At 70.4% G+C, this 16,900-nt stretch carries 17 protein-coding genes and 1 riboswitch; of the genes, 13 read left to right on the top strand and 4 right to left on the bottom strand.

Going from position 1 to position 16,900, the window contains the following annotated elements; all coding sequences use genetic code 11:
• Positions 1-52 precede the first annotated feature (52 nt).
• The 3 genes from glyA to gcvT all read right to left on the bottom strand — a co-directional run bounded on the left by glyA (position 53) and on the right by gcvT (position 2,903).
• Complete coding sequence (gene glyA, locus AB5J87_RS10895) at positions 53-1,315, bottom strand: serine hydroxymethyltransferase (protein ID WP_369376192.1); 1,263 nt, start codon at positions 1,313-1,315, stop codon at positions 53-55.
• Between the two features lie 25 nt (positions 1,316-1,340).
• A complete protein-coding gene (gene gcvH / locus AB5J87_RS10890; RefSeq protein WP_369376190.1) occupies positions 1,341-1,718 on the bottom strand; it encodes a glycine cleavage system protein GcvH in 378 nt (125 codons plus the stop codon).
• A gap of 69 nt (positions 1,719-1,787) precedes the next feature.
• Positions 1,788-2,903 (bottom strand): glycine cleavage system aminomethyltransferase GcvT, encoded by a 1,116-nt coding sequence (gene gcvT, locus AB5J87_RS10885; protein ID WP_369376189.1) that lies wholly within the window; start codon positions 2,901-2,903, stop codon positions 1,788-1,790.
• A 149-nt stretch (positions 2,904-3,052) separates the two neighbouring features.
• Positions 3,053-3,146, bottom strand: a riboswitch (glycine riboswitch).
• Positions 3,147-3,274: 128 nt separating this feature from the next.
• On the opposite strand from gcvT, the gene AB5J87_RS10880 reads away from it, so the two are divergent.
• The 11 genes from AB5J87_RS10880 to AB5J87_RS10830 all read left to right on the top strand — a co-directional run bounded on the left by AB5J87_RS10880 (position 3,275) and on the right by AB5J87_RS10830 (position 15,567).
• The gene (locus AB5J87_RS10880; protein ID WP_369376188.1) at positions 3,275-3,940 is read left to right on the top strand and encodes an AAA family ATPase; all 666 of its coding nucleotides are present in this window, start codon (positions 3,275-3,277) and stop codon (positions 3,938-3,940) included.
• A gap of 67 nt (positions 3,941-4,007) precedes the next feature.
• Positions 4,008-4,772 (top strand): enhanced serine sensitivity protein SseB, encoded by a 765-nt coding sequence (locus AB5J87_RS10875; RefSeq protein ID WP_369376186.1) that lies wholly within the window; start codon positions 4,008-4,010, stop codon positions 4,770-4,772.
• 124 nt (positions 4,773-4,896) lie between these two features.
• Entirely contained in the window at positions 4,897-5,694 is a 798-nt protein-coding gene (locus tag AB5J87_RS10870) for an enhanced serine sensitivity protein SseB C-terminal domain-containing protein (RefSeq protein ID WP_369376185.1), read from the top strand.
• 341 nt (positions 5,695-6,035) lie between these two features.
• Positions 6,036-7,034: an ABC transporter permease gene (locus AB5J87_RS10865; protein WP_369376184.1), complete on the top strand. Its 999-nt coding sequence runs from the start codon at positions 6,036-6,038 to the stop codon at positions 7,032-7,034.
• Positions 7,035-7,100: 66 nt separating this feature from the next.
• Entirely contained in the window at positions 7,101-8,861 is a 1,761-nt protein-coding gene (locus tag AB5J87_RS10860) for an ABC transporter substrate-binding protein (RefSeq protein ID WP_369376183.1), read from the top strand.
• Between the two features lie 103 nt (positions 8,862-8,964).
• Positions 8,965-9,975: an ABC transporter permease gene (locus tag AB5J87_RS10855; RefSeq protein ID WP_369376182.1), complete on the top strand. Its 1,011-nt coding sequence runs from the start codon at positions 8,965-8,967 to the stop codon at positions 9,973-9,975.
• Positions 9,972-11,066 carry an ABC transporter ATP-binding protein gene (locus AB5J87_RS10850; RefSeq protein WP_369376181.1) on the top strand — a complete coding sequence of 365 codons (1,095 nt, stop codon included), beginning with the start codon at positions 9,972-9,974 and terminating at the stop codon, positions 11,064-11,066. The genes AB5J87_RS10855 and AB5J87_RS10850 overlap by 4 nt, the downstream gene beginning before the upstream one ends.
• A 65-nt stretch (positions 11,067-11,131) precedes the next feature.
• On the top strand, positions 11,132-12,370 hold the full coding sequence (locus AB5J87_RS10845; protein ID WP_369383463.1) for an ABC transporter ATP-binding protein: 1,239 nt from the start codon (positions 11,132-11,134) through the stop codon (positions 12,368-12,370).
• 96 nt (positions 12,371-12,466) lie between these two features.
• Entirely contained in the window at positions 12,467-13,876 is a 1,410-nt protein-coding gene (locus AB5J87_RS10840) for a M1 family metallopeptidase (protein WP_369376180.1), read from the top strand.
• 43 nt (positions 13,877-13,919) lie between these two features.
• Positions 13,920-14,576, top strand: coding sequence for a trimeric intracellular cation channel family protein (locus tag AB5J87_RS10835; RefSeq protein ID WP_369376179.1), 657 nt, complete (start codon positions 13,920-13,922; stop codon positions 14,574-14,576).
• Positions 14,577-14,727: 151 nt separating this feature from the next.
• Complete coding sequence (locus AB5J87_RS10830; RefSeq protein WP_369376178.1) at positions 14,728-15,567, top strand: thioesterase family protein; 840 nt, start codon at positions 14,728-14,730, stop codon at positions 15,565-15,567.
• A gap of 90 nt (positions 15,568-15,657) precedes the next feature.
• Here the strand turns inward: AB5J87_RS10830 and AB5J87_RS10825 are convergent, their stop codons facing one another.
• The gene (locus AB5J87_RS10825) at positions 15,658-16,299 is read right to left on the bottom strand and encodes a TetR family transcriptional regulator (RefSeq protein WP_369376177.1); all 642 of its coding nucleotides are present in this window, start codon (positions 16,297-16,299) and stop codon (positions 15,658-15,660) included.
• Between the two features lie 94 nt (positions 16,300-16,393).
• On the opposite strand from AB5J87_RS10825, the gene AB5J87_RS10820 reads away from it, so the two are divergent.
• Together AB5J87_RS10820 and AB5J87_RS10815 are read left to right on the top strand one after the other, a co-directional pair.
• Positions 16,394-16,552 carry a hypothetical protein gene (locus AB5J87_RS10820; protein ID WP_369376175.1) on the top strand — a complete coding sequence of 53 codons (159 nt, stop codon included), beginning with the start codon at positions 16,394-16,396 and terminating at the stop codon, positions 16,550-16,552.
• A gap of 2 nt (positions 16,553-16,554) precedes the next feature.
• Positions 16,555-16,824, top strand: a complete 270-nt coding sequence (locus AB5J87_RS10815) for a DUF4190 domain-containing protein (RefSeq protein ID WP_369376174.1) — start codon at positions 16,555-16,557, stop codon at positions 16,822-16,824.
• The last annotated feature ends 76 nt before the right edge of the window (positions 16,825-16,900 follow it).

Here is a 16,900-nt window from a genome sequence, read left to right as displayed (position 1 = left end):
TGTCCAGTGTGCGCGGTGCCCCGAAGGTTCGTACGAATAAAAGGGTACGAAACTACTTCAGGCCGGGGTACAGCGGGTGCTTGGCGGCCAGGGCCGAGACCCGGGCGGCCAGGCCGGCCTTGTCGAAGTCCGGCTTCAGCGTCTCGGCGATGATGTCGGCGACCTCACGGAAGTCGTCCTCGCCGAAACCGCGGGTGGCCAGCGCCGGGGTGCCGATCCGCAGGCCCGAGGTGACCATCGGGGGCCGCGGGTCGTTCGGGACGGCGTTGCGGTTGACCGTGATGCCGACCTCGTGGAGGCGGTCCTCGGCCTGCTGGCCGTCGAGCTCGGAGTCGCGCAGGTCCACCAGGACCAGGTGCACGTCCGTGCCGCCGGACAGGACCGCGACGCCGTGCGCGGTGACGTCGTCCTGGACCAGGCGCTCGGCCAGGATCCGGGCGCCGTCCAGGGTGCGCTGCTGGCGCTCCTTGAACTCCTCCGAGGCCGCCACCTTGAAGGAGACCGCCTTGGCCGCGATCACGTGCTCCAGCGGGCCGCCCTGGAAGCCGGGGAAGACCGCGGAGTTCAGCTTCTTGGCGAAGGCCGTGTCGCGGGAGAGGATGATGCCGCCGCGCGGGCCGCCCAGCGTCTTGTGCGTGGTGGAGGTGACCACGTCGGCGAACGGCACCGGGTTCGGGTGCAGCCCGGCCGCCACCAGACCCGCGAAGTGCGCCATGTCGACCCACAGCAGCGCCTCGACCTCGTCCGCGATGCGGCGGAACTCGGCGAAGTCCAGCTGGCGCGGGTAGGCGGACCAGCCCGCGATGATGACCTTGGGGCGGTGCTCCTTGGCCAGCCGCTCGACCTCGGCCATGTCGACCAGACCGGCCGCGTCGACGTGGTACGGGACCACGTTGAACTGCTTGCCGGAGAAGTTCAGCCGCATGCCGTGGGTGAGGTGGCCGCCGTGCGCCAGGTCCAGGCCGAGGATCGTGTCGCCGGGCTGGGCGATCGCGAACAGGGCGGCCTGGTTGGCGGAGGCGCCGGAGTGCGGCTGGACGTTGGCGTACTCCGCGCCGAACAGGTCCTTGACCCGGTCGATCGCGATCTGCTCGGTCACGTCCACGTGCTCGCAGCCGCCGTAGTAGCGGCGTCCCGGGTAGCCCTCGGCGTACTTGTTGGTGAGGACCGTGCCCTGGGCCTCCATGACCGCGACCGGAGCGAAGTTCTCCGAGGCGATCATTTCGAGGGTGGACTGCTGGCGGTGGAGCTCGGCGTCGACGGCGGCGGCGACGTCCGGGTCCAGCTCATGGAGGGGGGTGTTCAGAAGCGACATCGGAATATCAGTCCTTACGCCGGGGTCAGCTGCCTGCGAACGCGGTGTACTCGTCGGCGGAGAGCAGGTCGCCCGGCTCGTCCGAGACGCGCACCTTGAACAGCCAGCCGCCCTCGAACGGGGCGGAGTTCACCAGCGACGGGTCGTCGACGACGTCCTGGTTGGCCGCGACGACCTCGCCGGTCACGGGGGAGTAGAGGTCGCTGACCGACTTGGTCGACTCCAGCTCGCCGCAGGTCTCGCCCGCGGTCACCGTGTCACCGACCTCCGGGAGCTGGACGAACACGACGTCACCGAGCGCGTTGGCCGCGTGCTCCGTGATGCCGACCGTCGAGACGCCGTCCTCGGCGCCCGACAGCCACTCGTGCTCCTTGCTGTAGCGCAGCTGCTGGGGGTTGCTCATGACCTGAATTCTCCTGTACGAGGGGGAGTGGTGGTGAACAAGGAAGTGATGCGGAGCGTGTGCGAGGGGTCACTTCTGGCGCTTGTAGAACGGCAGCGCCACCACCTCGTACGCCTCATGCGTACCGCGAATGTCGACGCCGACGCCGGAGGTGCCCGGTGCGGCGTGGGCGGCGTCCACGTACGCCATGGCGATCGGCTTGCCGAGGGTGACGGACGGGGCGCCCGAGGTCACCTCGCCGACGACCTGGCCGTCCGCGACGACGGAGAACCCGGCGCGCGGCACCCGGCGGCCCTCGGCGATCAGACCGACCAGCTTGCGCGGGGCCTTGGCGGCGGCGCGCTCGGCGGCGGCCTCCAGGGCGGCGCGGCCCACGAAGTCCCCCTCCTTCTCGAACTTCACCACCCGGCCGAGCCCCGCGTCGAACGGGGTGAGCGCGGTGGTCAGCTCGTGCCCGTACAGCGGCATGCCCGCCTCCAGGCGCAGGGTGTCGCGGCAGGACAGGCCGCACGGCACCAGGCCCGCGTCCCGGCCCGCGTCGGTGAGCGCCCGCCACAGCTTCTCCGCGTCGGCCGGGGCCACGAAGAGCTCGAAGCCGTCCTCGCCGGTGTAGCCCGTCCGGGCGATCAGTGCCGGGACGCCGGCCACGGTGCCGGGCAGGCCCGCGTAGTACTTCAGGCCGTCCAGGTCGGCGTCGGTGAGCGAGGCCAGGACGGCCGGGGACTCGGGGCCCTGGATGGCGAGCAGCGCGTAGTCGTCGCGGTCGTCGCGGACCTCGGCGTCGAAGGCGGCGGCGCGCTCGGTGATCGCGTCCAGCACCACCTGGGCGTTCCCGGCGTTGGCGACGACCATGTACTCGTGCTCGCCGAGGCGGTAGACGATCAGGTCGTCCACGATGCCGCCGTCCTCCTGGCAGATCATGGTGTAGCGGGCGCGGCCGACGCCGATGGTGCTCATGTTGCCGACCAGCGCGTAGTCCAGCGCCTGCACGGCCTGCGGGCCGGTGACCGTGATCTCGCCCATGTGGGAGAGGTCGAAGAGGCCGGCCCGGGTGCGGACGGCGGTGTGCTCGTCGCGCTCGCTGCCGTACCGCAGCGGCATGTCCCAGCCGGCGAAGTCGGTCATGGTCGCGCCCAGCGAACGGTGCAGCGCGTCGAGGGCGGTGAGACGGGGGGCGTTGCTCATGAGGATGTGGCTCCCAGGGCATGACGGCGAGGACGATCCTCCCCATCTGTCATCGGAACCTGAGAGGTTCGCCGGACGCACGTCGGGGTCCTGGCTTGCACCTTGGGTGGGGCCGCCCCTACGGAACGCGACCCGCTTTTCAGATCTGCCTCATCCACGCGGTACGGGGCCTGAGAGATTCAAGGGAGGGACTTGCTCCTTCGGCGCCTCGGAACTGACCGAGGACTCTCCCGCGTGGATTCAAGCGGCCGGTATGCAGTTGGCGCGCACATCATTGCACGCATCTCCGGAACGTCACATCACTCAGGTCTCATTACCATCTCTTTACGCGCATTGGGGAAGGGTCGCACGACCCGACAGGGGGAGGACCCATGACGGTTCACGAACAGCGGACGGCGGCGCTCGGCGGAGCGGTGCCCGCCCAGCGGGACCGCGCCGCGCACGGCGCCGCCGCGGTGGTGCGGGACCTGCGCGGGCGCGGGCGCCGCACGCCCCGCACCCTGCGGTTCGCCGAGGGGGACGTGGTGGTGGTCTCCGGGCTGCCCGGCAGCGGCAAGACGACGCTGCTGCGCCAGGCCGCGCCCGGCCTCGGCATCGACTCCCAGGACACCCGCCGGGCCTGGGAGGCACGGCTGCCGGGAGTCCCCTACGCGCTGTACCGGCCGGTGGCCCGCATCGCCCACTTCCTGCGGATGCACCGGGCGCTGCGGGCGGGCGAGGGCCTGGTCGTGCACGACTGCGGCACCCACTCCTGGGTGCGCTGGTCGCTGGCCCGGCGGGCGGCCCGGGGCGGGCGGGCCCTCCATCTGGTGCTGCTGGACGTGTCGCCCGAGACCGCGCTGGCCGGCCAGGTGGCCCGGGGCCGCAAGGTCTCCGCGTACGCCTTCGCCCGCCATGCCAGGGCCGTGCCCCGGCTGGTCGACGCGGTGGCCGGGGGGCGGCTGCCCCGGGGCGTGGCCTCGGCGGTGCTGCTCGACCGGGAGGCGGCGCGCGAAGTGGCGAGGATCGCCTTCGGGCCGGGCGGCCCCCGGCGCTAAGGTTTCGTACGGGGCGCGGGGGACCGCGCGACAAGTCACCGACGGTCCGCGGTCAGAAGGACGGCACATGGAATTCCCGCATCCGCACGGCGGCGGCGGCTGGCCCGGCAACGAGCTGGAGGAGGCCCTGGCCGCGGCCCTGGGCAACCCGACGGCGGGCCCTCGCCTGATAGAGGTACTCGGCCGCAACCCGGTCTGGGTCCCGCTGCCCAACGGCGGCGGTCGCGACAGCCGTGACCTGGACCTGCCCACGATGGAGATCGAGGGCGCGCCCTACGTCCCCGTCTACAGCTCCGAGCAGCAGTTCCTCCAGTGCGTCGGCCCGCACATGTCGTTCGCGGTCGCGCCCGCCGTGGAGTTCGCCCGCGGGCTGCCGCCGCAGCTGGGCATCGCGCTGAACCCCGAGGGCGCCGTCGGCGTACCGCTGCCGCCGCCCGCCGTGGCCCAGCTGTGCCGCACCGGGCGGACCGCGCTGGACGGGCCCGCCACCGGCGCCCGGGTGCGGCTGTACGAGCCGGACTGGCAGGACGACCCCGTCGACTTCCTGACCGCCGCCGCCGCCGAGTTCGACGCCACCGGCGTGGTGCGCACCGCCCGCCGCGCGCTCGCCTCCATCGAGGGGGACACCCCGACGCTCTTCGTCGGCGTGGAGTTCTCCACCTGGGACGGGGCCGGGCGCAACGCGCCCATGGAGGCGCTGGGCCGCGCGCTGGGGCGGGCCGCCGTGCCCTGGCCGGTCAACCTGGTGCTGCTGGACGTGGCGCAGGACCCGGTGGGCGACTGGATGCGCGACCGCGTGCGCCCCTTCTACACGCGCGCCGCCCCCCAGTAGGTGGGGCGCGCACCGGGCCACCCCGGGGTGCGCCCGCATAAGCTGGTTTCATAATCCGTACACCCCCACGGCCGCACGCCTGTGCACCGGCGGCGCGGGGGACCGAAGAGGGGCGGGACCCAGGGTGAGTGCGTCAGGCACCGCGGCGGCCGGGCAGGTCGAGCACATGCTGCGCCAGGTGGCCCCCGGACGCTACGACGCGTACGAGGGACTGCTGCACGCCCTCGCCGACCCCTCGGCCGGACGGCTCTGGATGCTGCTCTGGCACGGCCGCCCCGGCGCCCCGGACGCCCAGTACGGGAACATGGAGGTCGACGGCGTCTGCTACGCGCCCTGCGCGACCTCGCCCCAGGAGCTCGCCGCCAGCGGCTGGAACCGCTCCTCCGAGGTCGTCACCGGCCGTGACATCGCCCGTGCCCTCTACCCGGACCGCTATGGGATCTGGCTGAATCCGCACGCCCCCGGCGGCGGCGTCGGCATCCCCTGGCCGGATCTGCGCCGGATCGCCACCGGCCTGGAGCGGATGCCCGCGGGACCGCTGCGGATCAGCGAACCCGCCCTGGACATCCCGCAGTTCTACGCCCTGCTCGCGCAGCACGCGCACCGCACCCCGGCCGTCCGCGCGCTGCGCCGCGCCTGGGTGCAGCCCGCCGTCGGGGTGGCGTATCTGGCCATCGGTCTGGACCTCTACGACACCGGACGCCAGGCCGTGGACTCGGTACGCGCGATGATGCAGCAGTCCGTGGGCGCGGTGCCGGACGGGCTCGCGGTGTCCACGGTGGCCATGTCCGACGAATACGACCCGGTCGGAATGTGGCTGCGCGCCCGGGGACGTCCGTTTTACGACCGCGAGGCGCACGCCGCTCCGGTCGCCCCGGCCGGCGGCTACGGCTACCCCCCGGCCGCCCCGCGCGCCTACTGACACCCCTTCCCCGCCGTACCCGCGCCCGCACGCGCGCCCGCGCCCACGCCAAAACCACTCCCTATAAAGGCAGTTGGGCGACATGACCGATCTGGTCGATTGATGCGCAAGTGATCCGCTCAGGCGATCACACCGTCCGGATAACGGAAGTTCGCTGACCGCATCACGTTTAGGCAACCATTCACCGTCAGGTCTGGCGGGTGATCGCGAACGCGTTGAAGACTCCCGGCTAACAAGGGCCCGTCGGCCCGTCGCAGATCACCGCACCACCTGATGGAACAAGCCGCCACAGCGGCTGGTACGGGCTGGCCAACCGCCGGCCGGGAGGGGTCAGAGGCACTGTGACCGCACCGCTAGAGACCACCGGATCGGCTGCCGAGGTGCCGCCGGAGGCAGTACTCACGGGGGCCAAGCAGAGCCAGATCGAGGGCCGTTCGCTCGGACAGATCGCCTGGACGCGCTTCAAGCGCGACAAGCTCGCGGTCGCCGGTGGCGTCGTCGTCGTCCTGCTCATCCTGCTCGCCGTTCTCTCCAAGCCCATCCAGTGGGCGTTCGGGATGGATCCGAACGAGTTCCACCAGGATCTGATCGACCCGGCCCTGCTGGCCCCCAAGGGCTCCTGGGGCGGCATGAGTTGGGAACACCCGCTGGGTGTCGACCCGCAGTACGGGCGCGACATCCTGTCCCGGATCATCGAGGGCTCCTGGGTCTCGCTGCTCGTCGCGGGCGGCGCCACCCTGCTCTCCGTGGTCATCGGCGTGATCATGGGCGTCACCGCAGGCTTCTACGGCGGCTGGGCGGACACCCTGATCAGCCGGGCGATGGACGTCTTCCTGGCGTTCCCGCTCCTGCTGTTCGCCATCTCGATCTCCGCGTCCCTCCAGGACGGGGCGTTCGGACTGACCGGGCTGCCCCTGCGGATCAGCGTGCTGATCTTCGTGATCGGCTTCTTCAGCTGGCCGTACATGGGGCGCATCGTCCGGGCCCAGACGCTCAGCCTGCGCGAACGCGAGTTCGTGGAGGCGGCCAAGAGCCTGGGCGCCCGCGGCCCGTTCATCCTGGTCCGGGAGCTCCTGCCGAACCTGGTCGCACCGATCCTGGTCTACGCCACGCTCCTGATCCCCACGAACATCCTCTTCGAGGCGGGACTCAGCTTCCTGGGCGTCGGCATCTCGCCGCCGCAGGCGTCGTGGGGCGGAATGCTCACCACCGCGACCGACCTCTACGAGGCGGACCCGCAGTACATGATCGTGCCGGGCCTGGCGATCTTCATCACGGTCCTGGCGTTCAACCTGCTGGGCGACGGGCTGCGAGACGCCCTCGACCCGCGAGGCAAGTAAGCACGCGGCACCTGCCACATCCGTACCACTCCTGCCGCAACCATCCATAGAGGGGGCATTCCTCAGGTGAAGACGAGAAAAGCGACCGTTCTGATCGCTACCGCCGTGGCGCTGACGCTGGGGGCCACCGCGTGCAACGACTCCAAGGACGACAAGGGCGACGGCGGCAAGGGCGGTAAGTCGGTCACCGACGCCGCGCTCAGCCAGATCGTGAACAAGTCCGACAAGAAGGGTGGCACGGCCACCTACGCGATGTCGGACGTGCCGGACTCGCTGGACCCGGGCAACACGTACTACGGCTGGGTGCAGAACTTCTCCCGCCTGTACGGCCGTACGCTCACCACGTTCAAGCCGGCCGCCGGCAAGGACGGCCTGACCGTGGTCCCGGACCTCGCGGAGTCGCTGGGCAAGGCCAGCCCCGACGCGAAGACCTGGACGTACACCCTGAAGAAGGGTCTGAAGTTCGAGGACGGCACGCCGATCACCTCGAAGGACGTCAAGTACGCCGTCGAGCGTTCGAACTTCGCCCCCGAGGCGCTGTCCAACGGCCCGACCTACTTCAAGTCGCACCTGGTGGGCGGCGACAAGTACCAGGGTCCGTACAAGGACAAGAACCCGAGCGGCATCGCGTCGATCGAGACCCCGGACGACAACACCATCGTCTTCAAGCTGAAGGACGCCTTCGCGGACTTCGACTACCTCGCGACCTTCTCGCAGACGGCCCCGGTGCCGCAGGCGAAGGACAAGGGCGCGGCGTACGTGCAGCACATCGTCTCCTCCGGCCCGTACAAGTTCGAGTCGTACGAGGAGGGCAAGGGCGCGACCCTCGTCCGCAACGCGCAGTGGGACCCGAAGACCGACCCGAACCGCCCGGCCCTGCCGGACAAGATCAGCATCCGGTTCAAGGTCAACGCGGTCACCGTCGACAACGACCTGCTCGCGGACAACCTGACGGTCGACGCGGCCGGCACCGGTGTCTCGCCGCAGACCCAGCCGAAGGTCCTGACCAGCCCCAAGTACAAGTCGCAGACGGACGGTTCGTACGCCGGCGCGACCTCGTACATCGGTCTGAACGTCAACGTCGCCCCGTTCGACAACGTCCACTGCCGCAAGGCCGTCCAGTGGGGCATCGACAAGGCGTCGATCCAGGCCGCCGCGGGTGGCGCGCCCAAGGGTGACGTCGCCTCGACGCTGCTGCCGCCGACCGTCAACGGCTACAGCAAGTTCAACCTGTACCAGACCGACGGCGACAAGGGCGACCTGGCCAAGGCCAAGGACGAGCTCAAGCAGTGCAACCAGCCGAACGGGTTCTCGACCAACCTGACGGCCCGCTCCGACCGCCCGTCCGAGATGGCCATGGCCACCGCGGTCCAGGCGTCGCTGAAGAAGCTCAACATCAACGCCGAGATCAAGTCCTTCCCGGCGGGCAAGTACTTCCAGAACTTCGCGGGCAACCCGCAGTACGTGCACGACCACAAGCTCGGCATGATCATGACCGCGTGGGGTGCCGACTGGCCGACCGGCTTCGGCTTCCTGGACCAGATCATCAACGGCTCGGCCATCAAGCCGTCCGGTGGCAACAACGTCCAGGAGCTGAACGACCCGGCGATCAACAAGGCGCTGAACGACGCCATCGCCAACACGGACAAGGCCGCCCGTGAGAAGGCGTGGGGCGACATCGACAAGATGGTCGCCGAGAACGCCTCCGCCGTGCCGCTGATCTACCGCAAGAACCTGCTGTTCCGCCCGACGTCGGCCACCAACGTCACCGTCACCCAGGCGTACCTCGGTATGTACGACTACCTGCTGATGGGTTCCTCCAAGTAAGTAGCGGTTGAACCCCCGAGTTTCTTTGAAAGGCAGGTGAAGGCACCGGTGCCCGCCGGGTCGGGAGACCCCCGGCCGGGCGGGCGCCGGTTGCCGGACAGCTGTGGCTGCGTACATCATCCGACGCGTTTTCGGCGCGGTGCTCCTGCTGCTGATCGTCAGCGCGGTCACCTTCGCGATTTACTTCCTGGTGCCCCGGCTCGCCGGCCAGACGATGGACCAGCTGGCCGCCCAGTACGTGGGCAAGGACGCCAATGCCAGTGCGATCGCCGCGGTGAAGAAGAACCTCGGGTTCGATCAACCGCTCTACGAGCAGTACTGGCACTTCCTCAAGCAGATCTTCGTCGGCGCGACCTACAAGTTCGGTCCCGACGCCTCGGTCTGCCACGCCCCCTGCTTCGGCTACTCGTTCAAGAACCACGTCGAGGTCTGGCCGCAGCTGACCGAGCGCATCCCGGTCACCTTCTCGCTCGCCATCGGTGCGGCCGTCATCTGGCTGGTCTCCGGTGTCGCGGTGGGCGTGGTCTCCGCCCTCAAGCGGGGTTCGCTCCTGGACCGGTTCTTCATGGGTGTCGCCCTCGCCGGCGTCTCCCTCCCGATCTTCTTCACCGGCATGCTGTTCCTGGGCCTGTTCACGGTCCAGTGGCCGGTGTGGTCCGGGGTCAACTACGTGGCGTTCACGGACAATCCGGCCGACTGGGCCTGGAACCTCCTGATCCCCTGGTGCAGCCTCGCCTTCCTCTACTCCGCGCTCTACGCCCGGCTCACCCGGGCCGGAATGCTGGAGACCATGGGGGAGGACTACATCCGCACCGCCCGGGCCAAGGGCCTGCGGGAGCGGACCGTGGTCGGCAAGCACGGCCTGCGCGCCGCGCTCACCCCGATCGTCACCATCTTCGGCATGGACTTCGGTCTGCTCGTCGGCGGCGCGGTCATCACCGAGCAGGTCTTCTCCTTCCAGGGCCTCGGCTTCTACGCCGTCGACGGCGTCCGCAACAACGACCTCCCGGTCGTCATGGGCGTGACCCTGGTCGCCGCCTTCTTCATCGTTCTCTGCAATCTGCTGGTGGACCTGGTGTACGCCGCGATCGACCCCAGGGTGAGGCTCTCGTGAGCGACCTGAACAAGACCGGCGCGGCCGTCGGCGAGCCGGTGACCGAGCGCCCCGCCGACGCCGGGGACGCCTTCCTGTCCGTACGGGACCTGCGCATCCACTTCGACACCGACGACGGCCTGGTCAAGTCCGTCGACGGCGTCAGCTTCGACATCAAGCCCGGCCAGACCCTCGGCATCGTGGGCGAGTCCGGCTCCGGCAAGTCGGTGACCTCGCTCGGGCTGATGGGGCTGCACCGCAGCGCCAACGCCAAGATCTCCGGCGAGGTGTGGCTGGACGGCGAGGAGCTGATCGGCGCCGACCCCGACCACGTGCGCAAGCTGCGCGGCCGGAAGATGGCGATGATCTTCCAGGACCCGCTCTCCGCGATGCACCCCTACTACACGGTGGGCGCGCAGATCGTGGAGGCGTACCGGGCCCACCACCAGGTCGCCAAGAAGGTCGCCCGCACCCGGGCGATCGAGATGCTCGACCGGGTCGGCATCCCCGAGCCCGGCAAGCGCGTCGACTCCTATCCGCACGAGTTCTCCGGCGGCATGCGCCAGCGCGCGATGATCGCGATGGCGCTGGTCAACAACCCGGAGCTGCTGATCGCGGACGAGCCGACCACCGCCCTGGACGTCACCGTCCAGGCGCAGATCCTGGACCTGATCCGGGACCTGCAGAAGGAGTTCGGCTCCGCCGTCATCATGATCACGCACGATCTGGGCGTGGTCGCGGAGATGGCGGACAACCTCCTGGTGATGTACGGCGGCCGGTGCGTCGAGCGCGGCCCGTCCGAGCAGGTCTTCTACGAGCCCCAGCACCCCTACACCTGGGGCCTGCTCGGTTCGATGCCGCGCATCGACCGGGAGGAGACGGACCGGCTGATCCCCGTCAAGGGCCAGCCGCCGTCGCTGATCAACGTGCCGTCCGGCTGTGCCTTCAACCCGCGCTGCCCGTACGCGGACGTGCCCAAGGACAACGTCACGCGCACCGTGCGTCCCGAACTCCAGCAGTGGGACGGCGCCGAGGGCCACTTCTCGGCCTGCCACATGTCGCAGGAGGAGCGGACCCGTATCTGGACCGAAGAGATTGCGCCGAAGCTGTGAGCGAGAAGACGCCCGCCAAGGGCACCGAGGGCACTGAGAAGGCGATCCCGGAGCAGTCGGCCGCCATGCCCGAGCCGCTCCTGAAGGTGGAGGGGCTGGTCAAGCACTTCCCCATCAAGAAGGGGCTGTTCGGGCGGCAGACCGGCGCGGTCAAGGCGGTCGACGGCGTCTCCTTCGACGTCCGGGCGGGCGAGACCCTCGGTGTCGTCGGCGAGTCGGGCTGCGGCAAGTCGACGATGGGCCGGCTGGTCACCCGGCTGCTCGAACCGACCGGCGGCAAGGTCGAGTTCGAGGGCAACGACATCACCCACATGTCGGCCGGGCAGATGCGTCCGCTCCGCCGCGACATGCAGATGATCTTCCAGGACCCGTACGGCTCGCTGAACCCGCGCCACACCATCGGCGGGATCGTCTCCACCCCGTTCCGGCTCCAGGGCGTCACGCCCGAGGGCGGAGTGAAGAAGGAGGTCCAGCGGCTGATGGCGCTGGTGGGCCTCAACCCCGAGCACTACAACCGCTATCCGCACGAGTTCTCCGGCGGCCAGCGCCAGCGCATCGGCATCGCCCGCGCGCTCGCGCTCAACCCGAAGCTGGTCGTGGCGGACGAGCCGGTCTCCGCGCTCGACGTGTCGATCCAGGCGCAGGTCGTCAACCTCCTCGACGACCTGCAGACCGAGCTCGGTCTCACCTATGTGATCATCGCCCACGACCTGTCGGTGATCCGGCACGTCTCGGACCGGATCGCGGTGATGTACCTGGGCAAGATCGTGGAGCTCGCCGACCGCAAGTCGCTGTACTCGGCGCCCATGCACCCGTACACCAAGGCGCTGCTGTCGGCCGTGCCGGTGCCGGACCCCAAGCGCAAGGGCGTCAAGAGCGAGCGGATCCTGCTCAAGGGCGATGTGCCGTCGCCCATCTCGCCGCCGAGCGGCTGCCGCTTCCACACCCGGTGCTGGAAGGCCACGGAGGTCTGCAAGACGCAGGAGCCGCCGCTCATCGCGTTGAAGACCGGCCACCAGGTGGCCTGCCACCACCCGGAGAACGCGCCCGACCAGGCGCCCGGCGAGGCGGTCCTGCCGCAGGCGCGGGAGTCGGCCGAGCTGGTCTCGGTGGCCAAGGGCGCACCGGCCGAAGCGGCCGGGGCCGACGCGGCGGAGGCGGCGGAGCCGCAGGCCGAGGCGGTGCAGGCGGCCGGAGGGGCCGCTTCCGGGGACGGGGCGGCCGAGCCGGTGGCCACCGCGGACGCGGACACCGCCGGTGAATCCGGACCGGACGCCGCCGTTCAGGAGTCAACCGACAAGTAACGCATGACGGTTCGGCAAAGTCATGTTCACGCCGAAACGGGAGAGTGCAGAGTCTGCGTGTCCGTACCCACGGAAACGCGTTCGAAGGGCAGACCCATGGCACTCTCCCGTTCGGCACGTCGCACCTCGCGGCTGCTCGCCCTCGCCACCGCGGCGGCTTCGGCCTTCACCATCGCCGCCGCACCCGGCGGCGGTTCGCCGGGCGCCCCCGGCATCGGCGACCCCTACTTCCCCGACCTCGGCAACGGCGGCTTCGACGCCCTCCACTACGACCTCGGCGTCTCCTACAACCCGGACTCCGGACGGCTCGACGGGCGCACCACCGTCACCGCCCGCGCCACCCAGACGCTGACCAGCTTCGACCTCGATCTGCAGAAGCTCACGGTCGACTCGGTCCGGGTCGACGGCAGACCGGCCGACTTCACCCGCAACGGCGACGAGCTCGTGGTGACGCCCCATCACAAACTGCGCAAGGGAACCGAGTTCGAGGTCACCGTCGTCTACGGCGGGGTTCCCGTGGCGATGACCGGACCCATAGTCTTCGGCTCCGACTACGGATGGATGAAGACCAAGGACGGCGTGTTCGTCGCCTGCGAACCGAACGCCGCCTCCACGTGGTTCCCCTCCAGCGACCACCCCTCCGACAAGGCCACCTACGACATACGCATCGACGCTCCCAAGGGCCTGACCGGAGTCTCCAACGGCCGCCTCGTCTCCTCGTACGACCGCGGCGACCGCTCCTACTTCCACTGGCGCGAGAACCGGCCGATGGCGACCTATCTGGCCACCGCCACCATCGGCAAGTTCGACGTGAAGACCGGGAAGACCCCGGCGGGCACCCCGATCTACGTGGCGATCGACCCGGTCCTCCAGGGGCAGAACCAGGTGGACGTGTACGCGGTGACCGCCGAGGCCACGGACTACTGGTCCAAGCTGTTCGGCCCGTACCCGTTCGAGGAGACCGGGGCGATCGTCGACGACATGCCGCAGGCCGGCTTCTCCCTCGAAGTGCAGTCCAAGCCCGCCTACTCGGCGGTCCGCAACGAGACCACCATCGTCCACGAGCTGGCCCACCAGTGGTTCGGCGACTCGGTCTCGGTGGCGCGGTGGAAGGACATCTGGCTCAACGAGGGCTTCGCCAGCTACGCGCAGTGGCTGTGGGAGGAGCACAAGGGCCGGGGCACCGCGCACGACCTGGCGCTCGCCTACTACAACAGCAAGCCCGCCACGGACGCCTTCTGGCAGACCCAGGTGGCCGACCCGCAGCGCGACACCATGTTCGTCAACGCCGTCTACCGGCGCGGCGCGCTCACCCTCCAGGCGCTGCGCGAGCGCATCGGCGACGACGCGTTCTTCAAGCTGCTGCCCGCCTGGACCAAGCTGCACCGGTACCAGAACGCGAACACGGCGGACTTCATCCGGCTCGCCGAGAAGGTCTCCGGCCAGCAGCTGGAGGACTTCTTCCGGACCTGGGTCTACACGACCGGCAAGCCCGCCTGGTCCTGAGTGTGTGCACCCGGCAGGTGTTCGACCGGGGTAAAAATGTCGGGTGCTCCACGAACTGTTCAGTCCCTCCGTCCAGCATGCGCTAGACCTCGCCGGAATCTTCGTCTTCGCGATCTCCGGCGCACTGCTCGCCGTACGCAAGAACTTCGACGTGTTCGGCATCGCGGTACTGGCCGAGGTCACCGCACTGGGCGGAGGGCTGTTCCGGGACCTGATCATCGGCGCGGTGCCCCCCGCGGCCTTCAGCGATCTCGGCTACTTCCTCACCCCGCTCCTCGCCGCCGTCCTGGTCTTCTTCCTCCATCCGGAGGTCGAGCGCACCCAGACGGCGGTCAACGTCTTCGACGCGGCCGGCCTCGGCCTCTTCTGCGTCACCGGCACCACCAAGGCGTACGACTACGGGCTCGGGCTCACCTCGTCGGCCGCGCTCGGCCTCGCCACCGCGGTCGGCGGCGGTGTGCTGCGCGACGTGCTGGCCAACGAGGTGCCCTCGCTGCTGCGCTGGGACCGCGACCTGTACGCGGTCCCGGCGATCGTCGGCGCCGCGATCGTCGTCCTGTGCATCCGCTTCGACTGCCTCAACGCGGTGACCAGCGGCTTCGCCGTGGTCACCGCGTTCGTCCTGCGACTGGCCGCGATGCGCTTCCACTGGCGGGCACCCCGGGCCTGGAACCGGCGCAGCGCGGCGGCGGAGGAGTAGGGGGCGTGCGCCCGGGGGTGAGCCGGCCGGGCGCGAGGGACCGGGCGCCCTGGACCGGGCGCGAGGGGCCGGTGTGCGCGGTCGGTGCGGTGGGCCGGGTGCGGAGAAAAAAAGCTACCGCTCAGTAACGTAAGCGTGTAGCGTACGAGCCATGGCACAGGCAACGATCGGGGACAGCGAGTTCGACCGCGACACCGCCGTCATCCCGCGCGAAGACGAAGACGGCGTCTACGACGCCCACCTCTCGGCCGGCTGGACGATCATCCAGGCCGTCAACGGCGGCTATCTGCTCGCCCTGCTCGGCCGTGCGCTGGGACAGGCGCTCCCGCACGCCGACCCGTTCAGCGTGACCGCGCACTACCTCACCCCGTCCGCGCCCGGCCCCGCCGTGGTGCGCACCCAGCGCGTGCGCACCGGCCGCACCCTCTCCACCGGCCAGGCGTCCCTCTTCCAGTACGACGAGAACGGCGCCGAGGTCGAGCGCATCCGCGTCCTCGCCTCGTACGGGGACCTCGACGCGCTCCCGGACGACGTCCGCACCACCGCCAAGCCCCCGGCCATCCCGCCGATCGAGCACTGCCTGGGCCCGTCCGACGCCCCGGCCCCGATCCCGGGCAGCTCGGCGATCACCGACCGGCTGATGCTGAAGCTCGACCCGACCACGCTCGGCTGGGCGGTCGGCGCCCCGTCCGGCAAGGGCGAGATGCGCGGCTGGTTCGGCCTGGCCGACGGCCGCGACGCCGACCCGTACTCGCTGCTGCTCGCGGTGGACGCGCTGCCGCCCACCGCGTTCGAGATGGGGCTGACCGGCTGGACCCCGACCGTCGAGCTCACGGCGCACATCCGCTGCCGCCCGGCGCCGGGCCCGCTGCGGGTCGCCATCACCACCCGCAACCTGGCCGGCGGCTTCCTGGAGGAGGACGCCGAGGTCTGGGACAGCGCGGACCGCCTGGTGGCCCAGTCCCGCCAGCTGGCCCGGGCGCAGCGGTAACGGTCCGTACCCTCCCCGCGTCCCTGGACCGCCAGGGGCGCGGGGAGCCGCGCGTGCGCCCCGGCGCGGCGCGCGGGCGCGGGTCCGGCCTCAGTCCAGCCAGTGCCTGCGGCCCAGCGTGATCAGCCGCAACTGCCGCCGCGCGACGGCGACGACGGCCTCCTCGGCGACGGCGGCGTCCTCCTCGTCGCCCCCGGCCCCCGCCTCCAGGATCGCGGACGCCGTCATCACCATGTGGTCGACGTAGACCCCCGCCAGCATCAGCAGATCCTCCGCGCTCCACCCGCGCGACTCCGGATCCGCCCCCAGCGCCGCCGCCACCTCCTCGGCGAACCGGCGCAGCTGCACGCCGATCGCCTCCCGCACCGGCGCGACCCCGCCGTGCCGCTCCCGCGCGATGAACCGGACGTGCGCCGGATGCGCCCGTACGTGCGCGGCGATCAGCGCCACCGCCCGGTCGATCCGCTCGTCGCTGCCGCCGGTCGTCACGATCGCCGCCCGGATCGTCCCGTGCAGACTGCCCAGCGCCTCCTCGACCAGCGCCACGCCCAGGTCGGCCGTGTCCTTGAAGTGCCGGTAGAAGGCGGCGGGGGCGACACCCACGGCCCGGGTGACCTCGCGGAGTCCCAGGCTGCTCAGGCTCTGGTGCTCAAGCAGCCCGAGCGCCGCGTCGAGCAGCGCCTGGCGCGTCTTCTGCTTCTGGGCCTGCCGGATGCCGAGAGTGTGGCTCATACCACTCAGTAAACAGCTGTTCTCTCAAATTGAAAAGGCTAGACTGAGGAGTCAGTGAACAGTCGTACTCTGAAACCGACTTGAGAGGCACCCCATGCTTTTCCTCGTCGCAGCCCTCCTCCTGCTGGGGGTCGTGCTGGGCTCAGCGGCGCACCTCCCGCTCCCGGTCACCCTGGCCGCCGGCGCCGCCATCGGCGTCTGGCTCGTCGTCTTCGCCGTACGTGAACGCCTCGCCTCGCACCGGAGGGCCTGACCATGCAACTCGCACTCGACCGCCGCCGCACCCGCGACAAGGACGCCGACGGCATGGCCGTCGCCGCCTTCGTCCTCGGCCTGCTCGGCCTGCTGGTCATGAACGTGGTACTCGGTCCGATGGCCATCGTGCTGGCCGGACTCGCCCTGCGGTACGGCACCGCCCGACGTGGCCGCGCCTGGCTCGGCATCGCGCTCGGCGTCGCCGACCTCGCCGTCCTGCTCGCCCTGGTGATGGCCGACGGCACGGTCTCCTGGAGCCTCAACGGCTGACGCCCTTGGCCGACGGACGCCTTGCGGGGGACTCGGGGCCCCGGGCCGATGCCGGTGGCTCGTAGAATCGGGCCCA

The organism is Streptomyces sp. cg36, assembly GCF_041080675.1.
Lineage (GTDB): Bacteria > Actinomycetota > Actinomycetes > Streptomycetales > Streptomycetaceae > Streptomyces.
Note: the sequence above shows the minus strand (reverse complement) of the source record. Positions and strands in the feature narration are given on the sequence as shown.

Bases quoted from the DNA above. Each gene is read 5' to 3' on its own strand.
- glyA (WP_369376192.1), bottom strand. From the start codon at position 1,315: ATGTCGCTTCTGAACACCCCCCTCCATGAGCTGGACCCGGACGTCGCC.
- gcvH (WP_369376190.1), bottom strand. From the start codon at position 1,718: ATGAGCAACCCCCAGCAGCTGCGCTACAGCAAGGAGCACGAGTGGCTG.
- gcvT (WP_369376189.1), bottom strand. From the start codon at position 2,903: ATGAGCAACGCCCCCCGTCTCACCGCCCTCGACGCGCTGCACCGTTCG.
- AB5J87_RS10880 (WP_369376188.1), top strand. From the start codon at position 3,275: ATGACGGTTCACGAACAGCGGACGGCGGCGCTCGGCGGAGCGGTGCCC.
- AB5J87_RS10875 (WP_369376186.1), top strand. From the start codon at position 4,008: ATGGAATTCCCGCATCCGCACGGCGGCGGCGGCTGGCCCGGCAACGAG.
- AB5J87_RS10845 (WP_369383463.1), top strand. From the start codon at position 11,132: ATGCCCGAGCCGCTCCTGAAGGTGGAGGGGCTGGTCAAGCACTTCCCC.
- AB5J87_RS10840 (WP_369376180.1), top strand. From the start codon at position 12,467: ATGGCACTCTCCCGTTCGGCACGTCGCACCTCGCGGCTGCTCGCCCTC.
- AB5J87_RS10830 (WP_369376178.1), top strand. From the start codon at position 14,728: ATGGCACAGGCAACGATCGGGGACAGCGAGTTCGACCGCGACACCGCC.
- AB5J87_RS10825 (WP_369376177.1), bottom strand. From the start codon at position 16,299: ATGAGCCACACTCTCGGCATCCGGCAGGCCCAGAAGCAGAAGACGCGC.
- AB5J87_RS10820 (WP_369376175.1), top strand. From the start codon at position 16,394: ATGCTTTTCCTCGTCGCAGCCCTCCTCCTGCTGGGGGTCGTGCTGGGC.
- AB5J87_RS10815 (WP_369376174.1), top strand. From the start codon at position 16,555: ATGCAACTCGCACTCGACCGCCGCCGCACCCGCGACAAGGACGCCGAC.